Raw genomic sequence first — 17,638 nt, 5'->3', positions numbered from 1 at the left:
AGCGGAAGAGGTTTGAAAAGTGCCTTTGCCATGATTGAAGATTTACATAGCTAAAATACTAAATATCAATAACATAACAAAAAAAGACTGCCAATTACTTTTTGGACAGCCTCTTTTTTATGATTTTAAAATTCGGGATGACTCATGTTTCTAGTATAATGTATGTTAATCTTATTTTGAAAACAAAGCGTCCCAAATTACATCATATACGTCAGTTGCTTGAATTTCACCATCTCCTATTTTTTTATCAGAAATCAATATAGGATAATATTCTTTATCGATATTAATACCACCATGCGAACCTTTTACAAGCGTCGCATCTAATGGAATAACGTCCATCAAATACCTAAACCCTAATAATTTACGGGCTAATTTGTAGCCTGCTCTTAATTTAATAAATGGATTAGCAGGATTCATAAACATCTCTACAGGGTCGTAGCCAGGTTTTCTATGAATATCTACTAAGCGAGCGTAATCAGGGGCTTTAGCATCATCTAACCAATAATAATAAGTAAACCAACTGTCGGCATCTGCCATCACTACTAAATCTCCAGCACGTTCGTGATTAATATGATGCTGTTTTTTTCCTTCTTCATCTAGTACTAAAGCAATGCCTTTGGTATTTTCTAAAATACTTTTTACACGTGCTTCTTCACTTTTATCATTAATATAAATATGAGCAATCTGATGATCGGCAATGGCAAAAGCCTTTGAAACACCAGCATCTAATAACTCATAGTCACGTTCTACCCTTACAGAAATCAACCCATTTTCTCGGAATATTCTATTGATGTGAATAGGATTATTCACGCTGTTGATACCGTATTCAGATAGAATGATGATGTTCGTATCCTGAGCTTGATAATGCGTTACCAAGTCTTCCACTAGCTTATCTACTTCTCCTAATTCTTTATGGATTTTAGAAAAATCAACACCATATTTCTGTAAGCAATAATCTAAATGAGGTAAGTAAATCAAACTTAGGGTTGGGTCATGCGCTTTGTCAACCCAGATAGACGCATCAGCAATCCACTTTGAAGATTTTATATTAGCATTAGGCCCCCAAAAACTAAATAATGGAAAAGTCCCTAAATCAGCTTGAAGTTTATCCCGTAAATCTGCTGGTTGTGTATAGCAATCGGGGGCTTTCACGCCATCAGCATGGTATTGAGGTCTTGGCGTTACAGAATAATCAGCCGAAGAATACATATTATACCACCAAAACATTTTAGAACAGGTAAAATTTGGGTCTTGACGCTTAGCAGCTTCCCAAATTTTCTCAGCCTTTACTATTTTGTTGGATTGCTTCCAGAATTTATGTTCATTGTCTTCACGGTCGTACCAGCCATTCCCAACAATACCGTGTGTATCAGGGAATTTTCCTGTTACATAACAGCTTTGTGAAGTGGTAGTAACGGCAGGTAAGACAGGTTTTATATGGGTAAGCTGATGCTCAGAAAGATATTTTTTAATGAATGGAGTATGTTCTCCGATGACGCTAGTACTCAATCCGACTACATCAATGACTACTGTTTTTTGCATATTATTTTTTAGCTATCTGCTGTCAGTCGTCAGCTTTCAGCATTTTTGTTAGAAATATGTCAAATATTTATATCTTATGCTATGAGTAAAGCGAAAACCAAGCCGAAAGCAGATGACCGAAAGCCGATTTGCTCACAGCAATCCTTTCACCCAGTTAATTTCTCTAGCAATTGATTCATTCAGAGGGACTTGCACTTCAGGAGGTAGAACACCCCAAGTATAAGTTTCAATTTCTAAATGATTAGTAAAAGGTTTTTGTTTATGAATGGCTATGGTATCTACAATGTCTGATTGTGTTGAAGAAAGCTCACTATATTGTCCAATAAATAAAGGCACATGAAAATGTACTCGCCATTCTACGTGTTTTTCTGGTGCAAATGCTTGAATAGCATGGTTTAAATCTTGGTATTTTTCAAAAGTACCATCAGCTTTCTTAGCAACTACTTGGTGTAAATAGCTGACTTCATCGTACTGAGCAATGGCTTTTAATTTTTCCTCAGCATCTTTCGTAAAATCTACTTTAATAGCTGAGCTTATTTGAATTTTGCCAACAGCAATATTTGCTTTTGATAATTGCTCAACTACGATGGCAGGCTTTTCATAGCTTACAGCAAAATGACAAACATCATAGCATAATTGGATATGAGTATGTAAAATGTGTAATGTTTCGTCAGAAGAAATCCCTTTCTTTGCGAAATATTCTATGGCGAGAGGTCTTAGATAGTCTTGATACCAAGTAATAAACTCGGTAGAATTTTCTAATATACCATCTGGCTCTGGCTCAATGTCTAAATGTAATGTCTTTCCTGTTGATTCTTTAAGCGTAATTAATTTATCAACTACCAAAAGTATATTTTGTGTTGCTTGTGTAGTAGCATAATCAAGAGTTTCTGTTGGAGTGTCGCTTTCTACTTTCCACCAAAAACGATATGAAAGTGGTGAGGTAGAAATACCTCCTTCGTTCATCTCAGCAGGTAAAAGTTTAGCCAACAACTTAAACATCCTGATAGTATATTGTACTCTGTCATCAGTTGTCCAGTCAGGAGCGTGCACTTGGTCTTTTACTACGACATCATGAAAACCTCCATACGGAAACCCATTCACGGTAAACACATAACAATCGTTTTCAGTCAACCAATTTTGAAAAGCCTCAAAATTATCTGCTTCGGATAAATCTATACTGGCTTGATTGGCCAAACGCAAACCAATACCCATTGAAGCATCTTTACTGACTGAATTTTTAATTTCAGGAATACTACCTTGGAGTACTGAAAAATGGTGGTTCCAGTCTACACCAGGATGAATATTACTACAATATGTTAAAAGTCCAAAGGCAGTTTGCATAATTTTTATGAGCGTTTTTCGAGAAAATCTACTGCTTGTTTTACCAATTCGAAATCTATTTCGTGTACTTCAACTCCTTTTCCAAGCCCTTCTAACAACGTAATAGTTAGGCGACCGCCCAAATGCTCACGGAATTCATTAAGACCTTTCCAAAGATTGATTTTGTCATTTTCCGCTAAGGCAGGATGATATAAATCAAAGCCCAGATTTTCTAAAACCAACAAAATTCTATCCAAAGCATCTTCGCTAATCATGCCTTTTAAATAAGAATATACACAGTCGAGGGCAATGCCAATGGCTACGGCTTCGCCATGACGTATTTCAAAATTGGTAAGATACTCTAATTTATGAGCTGCCCAGTGACCAAAATCTAAAGGACGTGCAGAACCGCTTTCAAAAGGGTCACCACTAGAAATATGCTGTACATGGAGTTCAGCACAACGGAAAATATGCTCGTTCATAGACTCCTCATCTCTATGAGCCAATAAAACAGATTTATTTTCTAGCCATTCAAAGAAGGTTATATCCTTGATAAGAGCCACTTTTACCGCTTCTGAAATACCCGAACGCCAGTCACGCTCGTCTAATGTTTTCAAAAAAGTGCTATCATTAAATACTGCTACTGGCGGAGCAAATGTGCCTAAAAAGTTCTTTTTACCAAAATAATTTACACCATTTTTTACACCAACACCCGAATCATTTTGTGAAAGAACAGTCGTAGGAATACGAATATGTTTTACGCCTCTATGAGCAATTGCTGATGCATAGCCTGTCATATCTAAAAATGCACCACCACCTATGGCAGCTACAAATGAGTGACGGTCGATACCATAAGTATCAATTGCTCGGAGTGTTTGAGCTAAATATATTTCATCATTTTTTACTTGTTCTCCACCCGGTAACACGATAATGTCTGCTACTAGCTCCACTTGTTCTTGACCCTCAAAGTATTTTTTTATGGCTTCTTGCAAGTATTGATGAGTGTTGGCAACACCTTCGTCAATTAGAAATAAAATTTTCTTACGAAATTCATTCGCACCATAATGACTGCCAAAATCGTTTAAGAAAGTAATTAAAGTAGTGTTTTCAGGGGCGAAAAGATTTTCGGTAAATATGATATTGTACGAAAAATTAACCTGAAATGTTTGCTGAATCTGAGACATTTATAATACGAGTAAAAAATCAAATTTTAAATAATATTTAACTAATGATGAAGCCATACCATTGGCTTTATCAATGCATATAATTCCTTGCTTTATGTAACGGCAAATAACTTCGCCAATTTCATAGAAAGGGGCAACAATGCTAAAACACATAAAGCAAGAATCCAGTTTCCAGAAACACTTACCCATGCTGCATCCATTACGATTAAAGACAGTACTCCTGCTTTCACAGCCTTACCGATATTAGGTCCTATTGGGTTAGTAATGGCTGTAATTAATGGTTTGAAAATCAAGTATATGTGTAATAATACAAAGCCAATAGCTAGTTCAAAATAGCCTAATTGAAATGCAAAAAGCAATTGAGAAATACTAACAAAAGCATATAAAAATCCTGCAAAGTATAATGTTTTTTGGCTTCCTCCATGCACTTCTCCCCTACTTACCATTGTTATGGCAGCTATGTATATAACAGGAATAATGCCTAAATACCACAGTTCTGCTGGAGCAGTAGCTACAGCAGACATCCCCAAAATCAGGTTCCCACCACGACAAAGCCCCATATTGATTGGGCCGATGATATCATGATGTTTACCGAAACGATTATAAACCAATGCCGAAATAGCAACAGCAATAGCGATTAATCCACTTTGAGTACTATTCAGAAAAGCTGCAATAATACCAAATATAAGTAAAATACTGCCGAACATGGCAGCACTTTGCTTGCTGACTCTTCCGCTTGGAATAGGTCGTTCAGGTCTCTCTACAGCATCTAGTTCAGCATCAAAAACATCGTTATACACGATACCACCGCCATATAAACACTTGGTAGCAATGACGAGTAAAAGAACCGTTTGAATACTTTGAGTATCGCTTGAAAAAATAAAACCTGCGATGGAAATCCCAGCGAAAATATCAGCTACGGATGTCACAATGTTGGCAGGTCTTAAAAGTTGGAAGTATGCTTTTATGTTCAAAACTTAACGAATGATTAAGGCATTTTTATCGACTCTTGGTTGTTGTCCGCCTCTCAGAATCGTGTTGCCATTAAATTTTAGACTTTGGTCTATTTCTTGCGGATTTTCAAAATCATCTACATTAATTTGTCCGCTCTGAGCAAAGGCATCAATGGCATTTTGATAGGTAACCAAACGAATATCATGATCAGAAATACCTTTAATTTTCATCAATGCTGCCGTTTTTGGAATAGCCAATGGGTCGCTAATGCCCCAGTCAGCCGCAGAATTAATCATAATTCTTTCAGAACCATATTGTTTTACCACCTCTACCATACGCTCATTACCCATTTTTGTAAAAGGATAAATGGTAAACGCAGCATAAAAACCTTGGTCTAATACACTTTTTACAGTTTCTTCATTATTATGATCAATAATTACCATTTCAGGACTAATACCATGTTCTAGTGCAATAGCCATACTTCTTTCAGTTCCCTTTTTCTTGTCACGATGCGGAGTATGTACCTGAACGGGTAAGCCTGCTTCTTTGGCTAACTCTAACTGTAAACGATAATATTTTTCTTCGGCAGGTGTTTGGTCATCAAAACCAATTTCACCAACACCTACAACGCCTTCTTTATATAAATAAAGCGGTAAAATTTCCATCACTTCTTCGGCAAGCGCTTCATTGTTAGCTTCGCGAGAGTTCAGACCGATAGTACAATAATGTTTGATACCAAATTGTGAAGAACGAAAACGCTCCCATCCTATCAAGCTACTGTAATAATCTTTGAAAGTTGAAAGCCCTGTACGTGGTTGACCAAGCCAAAAAGCAGGCTCAATAATAGCTACCACGCCCGCATCAGCCAATGCTTGATAGTCATCAGTTGTACGAGAAGTCATGTGAATGTGTGGATCAAAAAACTTCATGTCTTTGATATAATCCATGAAATTGACTTGTACATTCGTAGCCGTTGCCAATTCTTCGGCTGTTCCTTCAAAGTGTGAAGGATTTTGGGTTATTTCATTATGTTTTTGGCACATTTGATTAGTGGTTAACAACTAGTTCAAAGATCAACACACAAACTTCACTTTAAACTAGCTTTAAATTTCGAATAAAATACTAATTAGTATATCCTTTATTATCGGACAATAGAAGCAATAATTACTTATTCTTCTAACGTTTTCCAATAAATACGCTGACTATCAAGTCCTTCTACTAATGTTGAATATTTTTCAAGCAAGGATTTTGCAGGCTCAAAAGTCGTTTCTTTGCATACTAATATTGCAGCAATTTGATTTTGCTGACTATCTGTCAACAATAACTTCTCTATATCTTTCAATAAACTCTCGTTCAAAAACTGAATAACTAATCGCCAAACTTGTGCTGGAACTGTTCTACCAGCAGCCCAACGTTCATGGGCAAAATCTGAAAGCGTATCCGCTAATTTTTGATTGGCTCTTTCAGTTAGACCATGAATTAAATGAATAGGCTTATCATTAAAAATACATTTTAACACTAATTGATTCCATTCTGCTTCAGAAAAATATGTACTAGCAAAAGTATTTCTAAATGCTAAAGAATCGAAAATCAAACCAATATTAGAACGAACGGCCTCTGTAGCCCTGTAAACCCATTTTTGAGGGAAAGCTAAATAAGGTAAAGCTGAATATAAGGCTACAGCTTCATTGATTTCAGCGGTATCAAAAAGTGAATTAATATTTTTAAGATACGTTTCTTCTGAGTCGTGTGGAATAGATAACAATAAATGAACTCTTGTTAACCTGTCCATCGTCCATTCATGAACAAGATTTTCGTTATCAACTAAAATAGTTACTGTCTTTTTTGATACAAATCTTGGTGTGGCGACAAATGCTGTTAAAATATGTTTACTATCACCCGATGTCTTGCTTAAAATCCAATTTAGCTCTTTTTCCGTAGCATTTTCTTGGATAATTTTTAAAAGGTTGCTCTGTATGCTCACAATTTTTAAGTCTAATTAATGCAAAATAATATTTATCAAAGGTAAGAACAGCGAGGGAAATTTAACGTAATAAAAATCATTGTTTACGTCATATTTATCTCTTTTTGTCGTTTTATTAAGTACCAAACCGTTGAACGGTTGAACAGTTTTCCTTTAACGGTTCTGAAACCAAAATTATTGAGTTCTTGAGCAATACTTTCCAACGTATATTCATCTCTATTATATCGGGCTATCATCCCGCTTGCCATTTTGTTATTAATATTTTTAATGGCTTTTTCTCTTTGCATCTTCCCGCCAAGGTCTCTTGTTTCTTGGGTAAAATACTGTGGGTTACCCATCTTTTCGCCTCTTTTTTTCTTAGCTTCTAAGGCTACTTTTGTCCTGATACTAATGATTTCTCTTTCTCTTTGAGCGAAAATTGCATAAATTCCTAGTGTAACTGTATCAGTATCAGGCAAATCACAACTTTTAAAGTTTTCACCTAATAATTTCTTCAATTTAAATATATGCTCAATATCTCTGCTCAATCTATCTAATTTTGCAACGATAAATGTGTATTTTTTTTCATTACACAATTTAATCGCTTCCATCAATTTAGGGCGATTTTCAATGTCTTTACCACTGATGGCTTCAATAAATTCATGTTCAATAGCTGCTTCATCAATTTTTGCATAATGTTCAATAATAGCACGCTGGGCTTCTAAACCAAGTCCCGAACGTTCTTGCCCTTTTGTTGAAACGCGTAGATAGCTTACATATTTTTTCATAGATAGATTTTATATGTTTAACATCTCTTTTTTTAATCCGCTGAGATTTTATTATTTCCTTACTAGATTAATTCTGGTATAAAATAACTGATTCTCACGGGCTTCATTTTCCTGCTATTTTCAAAACTAAATTTTTGAAGTACCCGAAATAATCAATTCTTAAAACTTTAACCTCAAGCTTGACTTTTAGACAAATATAATACGCTTTGTTTAAAATCTAAGAGGGTCGTATTAGATTTTAAACAAAACTTCTAAAAATCATTTTTATTTTATTCAGGGTTGATTTTCTAGTTTTTTTTAATTAAAGGAATTTTATTCTTTCAAAATTCCTTTACTATTAATAATCACTTTAAAAAAATGTATTTAGTGTTCTAAGTCAAAGCTCAGATGAAAGAACTTTTTAAATTTAATCTTCATGAAAAACGCGTTTCAAATTTTAACTACTATTATAGCTTTAATATTTACAAATTCAATATTTGCTCAGAAATCGGAACCACGGTTTATGTTTAGGTTGTACGAAGACAATGATTTTTTTAACATTCGGGGAATAGGAACTGATGAAGCTTACAGCAATGGAACAAGATTCGATTTATTTTATACAAAAAAACATGACTCTCATTTTTTTGTGGATAGACTATTACCGAAAGCAGGCGATAGCACCATTAATGTTTTTGGATGGGGTTTTGCCCAACTGATGGTTACTCCGAGAGATATTACCAAAACAGAATTTCAACCAGATGATTATCCATTTGCGGGGTCTTTGTATATTACGCATACGCTTTATTCTTATAATCCTGTTAAGAAATACGATTTTCAAACAGAGATAATAGCAGGAGTAAGGGGACCAGCAGCTTTGGCAAAACAAACACAAACATTGATGCATAGGATTATTAATGATAAAATTCCAAGAGGATGGGATAACCAATTAGATAATACTGCTATTTTTAACATAAACTTCACTGCTGAGAAGGAAGTATTTCATTTTCAGAAATTTATTGAAGTAATGGCAGGAGGGAGAGTCACGCTTGGTAATATGTACAATTCTGTAACAATGTATCCAATGGTTAGAATTGGTAAATTTAGTCCATATTTTCAAGGATTTTTAAATCAATATGGAAGTAAATCCAGTCGCTTTAAAAAATTTCAGGCATATTTTATTTTTAAACCAGAGGGATCGTATATCCTCACTAATAAGTTGATGAATGGAGAGGTAAATAGTTCGAAAACAGATGTTTATCAAAATAGTATAAGAAATTGGTTTGCTGAAATTTCATACGGAGCTGTAATTACTAAAGGTAATTTTGGTATTTCGTATAATCAAAAAGTAGCAAGTGCTTATAAAAAAGGGCTGTATAGACATAGTGTCGGAAATCTTTCATTGTATTACAATTGGTAAATTAATTAGCTTTGTAATTATAACAAATTAACTAAGCAAGATGAAGATTGTCGTTTTAGATGGATATACTTTAAATCCTGGGGATTTATCATGGGATGAGTTAAACGCATTAGGGGAAGTAATAATTTACGATAGAACTCCAAGCGAAAAAATTGTCGAACGAGCCGATGGAGCAGAGATTGTGTTAACGAATAAAACACCACTTGGAGCTTCAGAAATTTCACAATTAAGTAGTTTGAAATACATTGGTGTATTGGCTACGGGATATAATATTGTTGATATTGAAGCTGCTAAAAACCAAGGAGTTATTGTAAGCAATGTGCCTGCTTATGGGACGGAATCTGTTGTGCAAATGACTTTTTCGCTCTTACTAGAGCTTACTTTACATGTTCAGAAACATAGTGATGCTGTTCGTGAGGGGAAATGGGCAAATTCCAAAGATTTTTGTTTCTGGGATTTTCCTTTGATTGAATTAGCTGGAAAAACCATAGGCATTATTGGTTTTGGTAGCATTGGTCAAAGAGTTGCAGATGTCGCTACAGCCTTTGGAATGAACGTCATTGGTTATAGTCGTACACAAACCGACCAATCGCATCGTAAAAATTTTAAATGGGCAAGCATACCAGATTTGTTAGTAGCATCAGATGTAGTAAGCATTCATTGTCCATTAACTGCCGAAACAAAAGGACTAATTAATCGTGAAAATTTACAGAAAATGAAAAACACTGCTTTCCTGATTAATACCTCAAGAGGACCCATTGTAGTCGATGAAGATTTAGCAGAAGCATTGAATAATGGAACTATTGCAGGGGCTGGGATAGATGTACTTTCTGTAGAACCCCCTCAAAAAGATAATCCATTGTTTACAGCAGAAAATTGTATTATTACACCACACATAGCTTGGGCTACTAAAGAAGCAAGAACAAGATTACTAGCCATCACTTTAGAAAATATCTCAGCCTATATCGGAGGAAATCCTACAAATATTGTTAATAAATAATTTATACGATACGTAATAACTTGTTATAAATCAATATATTAATTTAAAAATGTCTCTATACTTTTGAGGATAGAGACATTTTTAAATGTGTATTATGCTTGCTTTAATAACTGAATATTAGCTATTAATTTCACTTCTTCACTTACCAAAACTCCACCCGCTTCTGTTGGAGCATTCCAAGTTAAGCCAAAATCTTTACGATTGATTTTAGCGGTTAATTCAAACCCAGCTTTTACATTTCCCCAAGGGTCAGTGGCTGTTCCGCCATATTCTACTGACAATTTTACAGGATTTGTTACGCCTTTGATGGTTAAGTCTCCTACTAATTCGAACTCACCATCATCTTTTTTTGTAAATTTAGTAGAAGTAAATGAAAGTGTTGGATACTTTTCAACTTCAAAGAAATCAGCACTTTTTAAGTGTCCGTCGCGTTGTTCGCTATTGGTACTAATAGAATCCACTTTAGCTTCGAATGATATTTTTGCATCTTCAAAATCGTCTCCAGCCTCAACTGTTCCGCTGAATTCTTTGAAATGTCCTGTTACAGTTGTGATAACTAAATGTTTAACTTTAAACTGTACTTCTGAATGTGATGGGTCAATAGCCCAGATTGTAGTTGACATGATGTTTTAAGTTTAATATTATGAAATTGATAATTAATTTTCTTTAAAAATATATTGGTTCGCTAAATTGATTTCCTCCAAAGAAATAGCATGTTGTTTCCCTTTAAAAATACTAGAATGAACATTCGAATTAAGCTTTTTTAAGATAGCAATACTCTCTTCTACTCTTACTAACGGAACATGTGGGTCTGGATTGCCTGTGGTGATTAATATTGGTGTTTGCTCAAAGTCTCCTTTATACCTTTCTTTTACCAATACTTCGCCAATCACGCCTCCAGTAAAAGCGACAACACCACCATACTTTTTAGCATTTCTAGCCACGTATTCTAAGGTAAGACAAGCTCCTTGAGAAAACCCTAAAAAGTAGATTGAATCAGCAGGAATACCTGCCTTTTCAATATCTTTCACTACTTCATCTATTGCATTCAGGGCCGAATCTAGTGCAGGTTGATTTTGTTCCTCGGGTGCCATAAAACTATATGGATACCAACTTCTTTGCGTAGCTTGAGGGGCAAAAATCGCCATTTCGCCAAGATTCAAGTGATCCTTTAACGAAATAATATCCTGAGCTGAACCACCGCGACCGTGAATCATCACGATCGCTTTTTTGGCTTTTCCGATTGAAATACCAGTGGTCAAAACTTGTTTGCTATGTAAATACATAATTTTAATGAGTAAGTTAATCCAGTTTTGGAAGTGTTTTTTCGATACCAGCACGATATTGTTCATATTGAGCAGGCAATTTTAAGTTTAATCCCAATTCTTCTAAAGATTCATCTACTGTAAAACCTGGGTTATCACTTGCAATTTCAAAAAGCACTCCACCTGGTTCACGGAAATATAATGAATAGAAATAGTTTCTATCGATTTTTTCCGTAATCTGTAAACCCGCATCCATTACTTTTTTGCGAAATTCCATTAGGATATTATCATCACTTACTCTGAAAGCTACGTGGTGTACAGAACCTTTTGAAACGTGTCCTACGCCTTCACCTGGTACTTCTACTAAATCAACGATGGCTGCCTGTCCAACAGCATCAGTTACAAAACGATAACGATTTACGTGTTGTTCTAATAAACGGTATCCGAAAATATCTGTAAGCACTTTAGCCGTAGCATCAATTTTATTTGTAGTAATCGTTACACTATGAAAACCTAAAGTAGCATGTTTGGCTGTTACTTCATCAGTTTCAAATGGAGTACGAGTATCAGCTTTTTTAGGAACAATCAATTCAAACTTCAAACCGTCTGGGTCTAAGAAGGTAAGGTATTGTTCTCCGAATTTTTCAGCTACTTTATTATAAGTAACATTATTCTGTTCGAATCGTTTTTGCCAGAATTCTAAACTTCCTTCTGGAACTGCATACCCAATTTCTGTAGCTTGACGAGTCCCTCTTCTTCCTTGTGGAATACCATCACCCCAAGGGAAAAATGTTAATACTGTTCCTGGTTCGCCTGTAGCGTTACCATAGTAAAAGTGATATGTATTTGGGTCATCAAAATTGACAGTTTTTTTAATCATTTTCAAGCCCATTACTCTTGTATAAAAGTCGTAATTTCTCTTTGCATTTCCTGCAATAGCAGTGATATGGTGCAATCCATTTATTCTATTTTCCATAATTGTTTTCCTTTTTTGTTGATACAAAGTTATCCGCTCAGATATTGATTTCTCTTGAACTAGGACAAGAAAACATAGGAATGAAAAAAAAATGAAAAGAATAAAAAATTAAAAAAATATATCCAGAACTTTGACATCAAGAAAGAATCACAAGTACAAAATGTAGTGGCAACCCTTGCGGTTGCCAACATACTGACAAAAGAAACGGTAACCGCAAGGGTTACCGCTACAATTGCTTAAAATTTTACTTTAAAATAAAAAGGAGTGTGGCTGATGTGGAATCAGGGCTTGTTATATTACTTCACCTTCCACTCATGAATTCCAGCGGCGTTATCTTTCGATAATTGTACTTCTAATTTTAAGGCTTTGGTAGTTATTGGTTCAAACTGAATACTGTTGAATTTATCTTTAGCAACTGCATCTTGATTGATTACTTTAACAGGAAGCCATTGACCATCTTTCAGATATACTATTTTCCAAGAACTTGGTAAATAACACCCACCCCAAGGACTATCATCAAACCAATATACTTCTGATGAAGATACCGTATATTCTTGATCAAAATCATATTGAACAAATTCGGTAGAATTTTTCTTTGGCCACCAGTGGAAGAAATTACCACTTCTGTCAATAGAATTTTCAACTTCGTATTGGTCATTAAGTGCTTTTAACATCATCGGACTTTTAATTGAAGCCGTAACTTTACTTTTACTAGCTATGGTCGGAGCAGGCTTAGGTTTTGATGCCGACGCTTCAAAAGGAATCCACACTTGCATTTCTGATGAACCACGATTTGCCCATGTATAATATGGAATAGCGGTTACTTTCTGCTGTGTTTTAATCAACACATTACTATTGATTTGTCTTTTGGTTGAAGAACCATCCATTTCTAAAGCCATCACGCCGTTCAATAAACTTGCCTGAAAAACAGGAGTAACCGTTGAGTTTTTATCAACAACGATATTCAGTACTGATGAATCTGCATTATCGATACCTTCTAAACAATAGACTAGGGGACCTCGTTGTAAAGCAAATCTTTGATAATCTGCTTTTACGCTGTCTTTGGCTTCAATCTTCTTTATTTCCATTGGTAAATCCAACGTCAATTTATCGCCTTTAACCCAAGTACGATTAATCACAGCGTAGCCTTTTTCGATTGAATATTTTGCAGGTTTCCCATTTAATAAAAGAGTAAAGTCTATGCTTTTACTTTTATCTTGATACAAATCGCCTTGAATGGGTTGATTTTTTGCCCAACCTGGAATACGAATATGAATGTTGAAACTGGCTTTTTTGGCTGGATTGATGATAAATTCATCTTTCCCACTCCAAGGATAATTGGTTTCTTGATGGATTTCAACCTTGGTACTTGTCAATTGTATAGAAGCATCACCCCCTACAAATAAATTAATGTATAAATCGTTTTGATTTTGCGCATACGCATATCCTGGTACTGAAGGCAAAAAGCGAGTCATGTTAGAAATACAACAGGCACAATCATACCAAGTTCTGCGTTGATGTTGCCCCATCGAAGCCAACGGATTAGGGTAAAAGAACTTATCGCCAGTTAAAGAAATACCAGAAAGTAAACCATTGTAAAGCGTTCGTTCTAATACATCAATATATTTAGCATCACCGTGAAGCAAAAACATTCTATTATTCCAATACACATTGGCGATGGCGGCGCAAGTTTCAGCATAGGCACTCATGTTGGGTAAATCATAATCAGCCCCAAACGCTTCTCCATTACCTGTAGCACCAATACCCCCTGTAATGTAAATCTTTTTATCGACTACATCATTCCAAATGTCATCGATAGCACTTAAGTATTGCTTGTCGCCAGTCAGTGCTGCTACGTCTGCCATGCCTGTGTACATATAAGTTGCCCTAACCGCATGCCCCACCGCTGTATGCTGATTTACTACTTTTTTATGCGATTGACTGTATTCTTGGTTCAAATGCCCTTCTTTCCCTCTTAAATCCAGAAAGAATTTTGCTAAAGTCAAGTACTCTTTTTTGCCCGTTACCCTATACAAACGGGTTAAACCAGTTTCCACGATTTGATGACCGGGGAAACGTTCTTCTTTGCCCCAGCCAAAAGTTTTCACTAATAAGTCAGCATTCTTGGTAGCAATATTCAGTAAATTCTTTTTACCCGTTGCTTGATAATGCGCTACTGCCGCTTCATAAAGATGCCCTGCATTGTATAATTCATGACTTAAGTCTTCTTCTTTTTCCCAACGTTTTGAACCAATCCACTCGTGTGGTTTGGCAATTTTCATTGTTCTAAAAGTATATAAATATCCATCTGGTTCTTGGGCAGCACCAATATTACTAATTAAGGTATCTAAGTATTTTTCAAGGGCAATATCTTTTTTAGTTTGAAGACTATAAGATGCCCCTTCTATCACTTTATATAAATCGGTGTCATCAAAAGTATAAGTAGTACTTTTTTCAGCGGGTATTTTTCCTGCTGCTTTGGCAAAATTATCAATCCGTCCCGTTATTTTACATTGGTTTAATGTATAGGGAATGGTTACCTCGGCATTGATTTTCATTTTAGGTAACCAAAAATTATCCTTAAAATGTACTTGTGTAAAAGTGACAGGTTGAATAGGATAATCATTATGTTGTGCCTCAGCTTCATTGATAAAAAATGAAAAAAGAATCACAAAAGTAAATAGCCTTTTGAAAGATAATGATGACATATTGTTGAGTGTTTATGGCTAATGATGATACTTATGATTGGGGCTTCTTGCCTAGAAAAAGATAGTACGCTGGGATACCTAATAATACGATTACTAAACCGGGCAACGTAAATGAAGGGCGATATATCAATAATGAAATACTAATTACTGATGCCGAAATAATATAAATAAGTGGTAAAAAAGGGTAACCAAAGGCTTTGTAAGGACGAGGTAAGTTGGGTTGAGTAATGCGTAGTCTGAAAATGCCTATAATTGTTAGTATATAAAAAATCAGTACAGCAAAGATTACATAATCTAACAATTCTCCATAACGACCACTCAAGCAGAGTACAGAAGCCCAAAGGCATTGTATCCACAATGCTTTTTCTGGAACGCCATTTTTATTAAGTTGAGCTACTTGTTTAAAAAACAAACCATCTTTTGCCATGCTGTAATATACTCTCGCTCCTGATAAAATCAAACCATTATCGCAACCAAAAGTAGAAATCATCAAAAACACAGCAATAACCATTGTACCAACCTCTCCGAATATATGTTGTGATGCCACCATACCCACTCTGTCGTTTTCAGCGGTAGCGATTTCTTGTAGAGATAATACGCTCAGATACATTACATTGCACAGGAAATAAGTAGCCGTAACGATAAGTGTTCCTAAGAATAAACTTAGTCCAATATTTCGTTCAGGTCTTTTAATTTCTCCTGCTATAAAAGTAACGTTATTCCAAGAATCACTACTAAATAGGCTTCCAACCATACTAGCGGCAATAGCACCCATAAAAGCCATACTGGAGTAGGGAAGTGATGTAATGCCATCAAATTGGAAAAGAGAAAAACCTGTTTGCCAATTGGCTTCCCAAATTTCTTTTTTGGCAGCTATCGAAAAACCAAAGATAATCAGTCCGAATAATGCTATAATTTTGATGAGTGTCAGTATGGTTTGAATAGTTTTTCCTTCTTTTACGCCACGCGTATTGATATACGTTAACAAGGAAACCATTAGTATTGAAGTAAGTTGAGCGGCGGAAACTTTAAATAATTTAAGGTCTAATAAGATGTTTTTCTCGCTAAGAAAAGGGAAAATATAGGCTGAGAATTTACTAAAAGCCACACCTACCGCAGCAATTGAACCCGTTTGAATAACGGCAAAGAAACTCCAACCATACAAAAAGCCAACAAGGGGATTGAAGGCTTCTTTTAGATATATATACTGTCCGCCAGCTTTGGGAAACATGGCACTTAATTCTCCATAACTTATGGCAGCAATTAGGGTTAGTAAACCTGTTATCAACCAAATCACTAACAGCCAACCCGCCGAACCTACATTGCGAGTAATATCGGCACTCACAATAAAAATCCCAGAGCCAATCATAGAACCCGCAACAATCATGGTGGCATCTAATAAACTCAACGAACGTTTAAATGCACTTGAATTTTGTTCTGCCGAGGGTTCTAAGGTAGTTGGTTGATTCATATTGCTCAGGTTGTATGATGAATTTATATGTTACAATACTTGGAAACCATAAGCATACGGGTCGTCCTCGTCGTCGATATTAATGGTATTGTAGCCATAAATTCTAGCCCAACCTTCAATACTTGGTCTGATGGCTGGCTTGCCACCCACAGTAGTTTCTTCTTCTATTCGACCGATAAACTTTGAACCAATGATACTTTCATGCACAAAATTATCCCCTTTTTTAAGTTTACCTTTAGCATACCATTGAGCCATTCTGGCAGAAGTGCCAGTGCCACATGGTGAACGGTCGATGGCCTTATCCCCATAAAAAACGGCATTTCTAGCAGTAGAGCTTGGGTCGAGTACGTCGCCAGTCCACAATATATGCGAACAGCCGTTGATGGTTTCATTATCGGGATGAACAAACGTATATTGCTCATTGATTCGTTTACGCATCGTTCTACTCCAACTAATCAATTGGTCAGCAGTATAATGTTGTAAACCTTTAAAGTTCTCTTGAACATCCACAATGGCGTAAAAATTACCTCCATAAGATACATCTACTGTCAATGTTCCTAAATCAGGGCATTCTACACTGATATTTTCAGCAGCTAAAAATGATGCTACATTCGTCAGTTTTACGCTTTTTACTTTATTTCCTTCTTGTTTGTATTCAATCATTACCAAGCCCGCCGGCGCTTCCATTCTGATAATACCTTTGGTTTTAGGAATGATTAAACCTTCTTCTACTGCAATCGTTATCGTACCTATCGTTCCGTGTCCGCACATTGGTAAACAACCACTGGTTTCAATAAATAGCACAGCGACATCATTTTCAGGATGATGTGGTGGGAACAAAATGCTCCCACTCATCATGTCATGACCACGAGGTTCAAACATCAAACCTTGTCTGATCCAATCATATTCTTTTAAAAAGTGCTGTCTTTTTTCACTCATGTTTTCACCAATGAGTGTTGGTCCACCGCCCGCTACTAATCTGACAGGATTTCCACATGTATGAGCATCAATGCAAAAGAATGTTTTTTTCAAAGTATTGTATGGTTAAGTAATCGAAATGCGTAAGGT

Annotated in this window: 15 protein-coding genes; 2 read left to right on the top strand and 13 right to left on the bottom strand. The window is 35.7% G+C overall.

The genetic code is table 11. The features are described from left to right. Positions 1–171 precede the first annotated feature (171 nt). The 7 genes from VB264_RS22210 to VB264_RS22180 form a co-directional block, all read right to left on the bottom strand. Entirely contained in the window at positions 172–1,542 is a 1,371-nt protein-coding gene (locus VB264_RS22210; RefSeq protein WP_323253129.1) for an alkaline phosphatase family protein, read from the bottom strand. A gap of 132 nt (positions 1,543–1,674) precedes the next feature. After that, positions 1,675–2,886, bottom strand: coding sequence for a metabolite traffic protein EboE (gene eboE, locus VB264_RS22205; protein ID WP_323253127.1), 1,212 nt, complete (start codon positions 2,884–2,886; stop codon positions 1,675–1,677). A gap of 5 nt (positions 2,887–2,891) precedes the next feature. Then, positions 2,892–4,049 carry a 3-dehydroquinate synthase gene (locus tag VB264_RS22200; protein ID WP_323253125.1) on the bottom strand — a complete coding sequence of 386 codons (1,158 nt, stop codon included), beginning with the start codon at positions 4,047–4,049 and terminating at the stop codon, positions 2,892–2,894. A gap of 92 nt (positions 4,050–4,141) precedes the next feature. Next, on the bottom strand, positions 4,142–5,023 hold the full coding sequence (gene eboC / locus VB264_RS22195) for a UbiA-like protein EboC (protein WP_323253123.1): 882 nt from the start codon (positions 5,021–5,023) through the stop codon (positions 4,142–4,144). Between the two features lie 3 nt (positions 5,024–5,026). Then, on the bottom strand, positions 5,027–6,046 hold the full coding sequence (locus tag VB264_RS22190; protein WP_309917509.1) for a TatD family hydrolase: 1,020 nt from the start codon (positions 6,044–6,046) through the stop codon (positions 5,027–5,029). A gap of 125 nt (positions 6,047–6,171) precedes the next feature. After that, positions 6,172–6,987: an EboA domain-containing protein gene (locus VB264_RS22185; protein WP_323253120.1), complete on the bottom strand. Its 816-nt coding sequence runs from the start codon at positions 6,985–6,987 to the stop codon at positions 6,172–6,174. 83 nt (positions 6,988–7,070) lie between these two features. Then, positions 7,071–7,754, bottom strand: coding sequence for a recombinase family protein (locus VB264_RS22180; protein ID WP_323253118.1), 684 nt, complete (start codon positions 7,752–7,754; stop codon positions 7,071–7,073). A gap of 415 nt (positions 7,755–8,169) precedes the next feature. Between VB264_RS22180 and VB264_RS22175 the strand changes: the two genes are divergently transcribed. Further along, positions 8,170–9,150, top strand: coding sequence for a lipid A deacylase LpxR family protein (locus VB264_RS22175; protein ID WP_323253116.1), 981 nt, complete (start codon positions 8,170–8,172; stop codon positions 9,148–9,150). 40 nt (positions 9,151–9,190) lie between these two features. After that, on the top strand, positions 9,191–10,150 hold the full coding sequence (locus VB264_RS22170; protein WP_323253114.1) for a D-2-hydroxyacid dehydrogenase: 960 nt from the start codon (positions 9,191–9,193) through the stop codon (positions 10,148–10,150). Between the two features lie 92 nt (positions 10,151–10,242). Here the strand turns inward: VB264_RS22170 and VB264_RS22165 are convergent, their stop codons facing one another. The 6 genes from VB264_RS22165 to VB264_RS22140 form a co-directional block, all read right to left on the bottom strand. Beyond that, positions 10,243–10,773 carry a YceI family protein gene (locus VB264_RS22165; protein ID WP_323253112.1) on the bottom strand — a complete coding sequence of 177 codons (531 nt, stop codon included), beginning with the start codon at positions 10,771–10,773 and terminating at the stop codon, positions 10,243–10,245. Between the two features lie 33 nt (positions 10,774–10,806). Then, entirely contained in the window at positions 10,807–11,436 is a 630-nt protein-coding gene (locus VB264_RS22160; protein WP_323253110.1) for an alpha/beta hydrolase, read from the bottom strand. Between the two features lie 16 nt (positions 11,437–11,452). After that, on the bottom strand, positions 11,453–12,391 hold the full coding sequence (locus VB264_RS22155; protein WP_323253108.1) for a ring-cleaving dioxygenase: 939 nt from the start codon (positions 12,389–12,391) through the stop codon (positions 11,453–11,455). A gap of 296 nt (positions 12,392–12,687) precedes the next feature. Further along, positions 12,688–15,099, bottom strand: a complete 2,412-nt coding sequence (locus tag VB264_RS22150; RefSeq protein ID WP_323253106.1) for a glycoside hydrolase family 127 protein — start codon at positions 15,097–15,099, stop codon at positions 12,688–12,690. 31 nt (positions 15,100–15,130) lie between these two features. After that, entirely contained in the window at positions 15,131–16,570 is a 1,440-nt protein-coding gene (locus tag VB264_RS22145) for an APC family permease (RefSeq protein WP_323253104.1), read from the bottom strand. 30 nt (positions 16,571–16,600) lie between these two features. Further along, complete coding sequence (locus VB264_RS22140; protein WP_309917479.1) at positions 16,601–17,602, bottom strand: 4-hydroxyproline epimerase; 1,002 nt, start codon at positions 17,600–17,602, stop codon at positions 16,601–16,603. Between the last annotated feature and the right edge of the window lie 36 nt (positions 17,603–17,638).

Origin of the sequence: Arcicella aquatica, from assembly GCF_034928825.1 — a bacterium.
GTDB classification, from domain to species: Bacteria; Bacteroidota; Bacteroidia; order Cytophagales; family Spirosomataceae; genus Arcicella; species Arcicella aquatica.
The sequence above is the reverse complement of the archived record's forward strand: the minus strand, read 5'-3'. Positions and strand labels throughout refer to the sequence as shown.

Excerpts from the sequence above, each read along its gene's own strand:
- VB264_RS22170 (WP_323253114.1), top strand. The coding sequence starts at position 9,191 with ATGAAGATTGTCGTTTTAGATGGATATACTTTAAATCCTGGGGATTTA.
- VB264_RS22190 (WP_309917509.1), bottom strand. The coding sequence starts at position 6,046 with ATGTGCCAAAAACATAATGAAATAACCCAAAATCCTTCACACTTTGAA.
- VB264_RS22155 (WP_323253108.1), bottom strand. The coding sequence starts at position 12,391 with ATGGAAAATAGAATAAATGGATTGCACCATATCACTGCTATTGCAGGA.
- VB264_RS22200 (WP_323253125.1), bottom strand. The coding sequence starts at position 4,049 with ATGTCTCAGATTCAGCAAACATTTCAGGTTAATTTTTCGTACAATATC.
- eboE (WP_323253127.1), bottom strand. The coding sequence starts at position 2,886 with ATGCAAACTGCCTTTGGACTTTTAACATATTGTAGTAATATTCATCCT.
- VB264_RS22180 (WP_323253118.1), bottom strand. The coding sequence starts at position 7,754 with ATGAAAAAATATGTAAGCTATCTACGCGTTTCAACAAAAGGGCAAGAA.
- VB264_RS22210 (WP_323253129.1), bottom strand. The coding sequence starts at position 1,542 with ATGCAAAAAACAGTAGTCATTGATGTAGTCGGATTGAGTACTAGCGTC.
- VB264_RS22160 (WP_323253110.1), bottom strand. The coding sequence starts at position 11,436 with ATGTATTTACATAGCAAACAAGTTTTGACCACTGGTATTTCAATCGGA.
- VB264_RS22175 (WP_323253116.1), top strand. The coding sequence starts at position 8,170 with ATGAAAAACGCGTTTCAAATTTTAACTACTATTATAGCTTTAATATTT.
- VB264_RS22165 (WP_323253112.1), bottom strand. The coding sequence starts at position 10,773 with ATGTCAACTACAATCTGGGCTATTGACCCATCACATTCAGAAGTACAG.
- VB264_RS22150 (WP_323253106.1), bottom strand. The coding sequence starts at position 15,099 with ATGTCATCATTATCTTTCAAAAGGCTATTTACTTTTGTGATTCTTTTT.
- VB264_RS22145 (WP_323253104.1), bottom strand. The coding sequence starts at position 16,570 with ATGAATCAACCAACTACCTTAGAACCCTCGGCAGAACAAAATTCAAGT.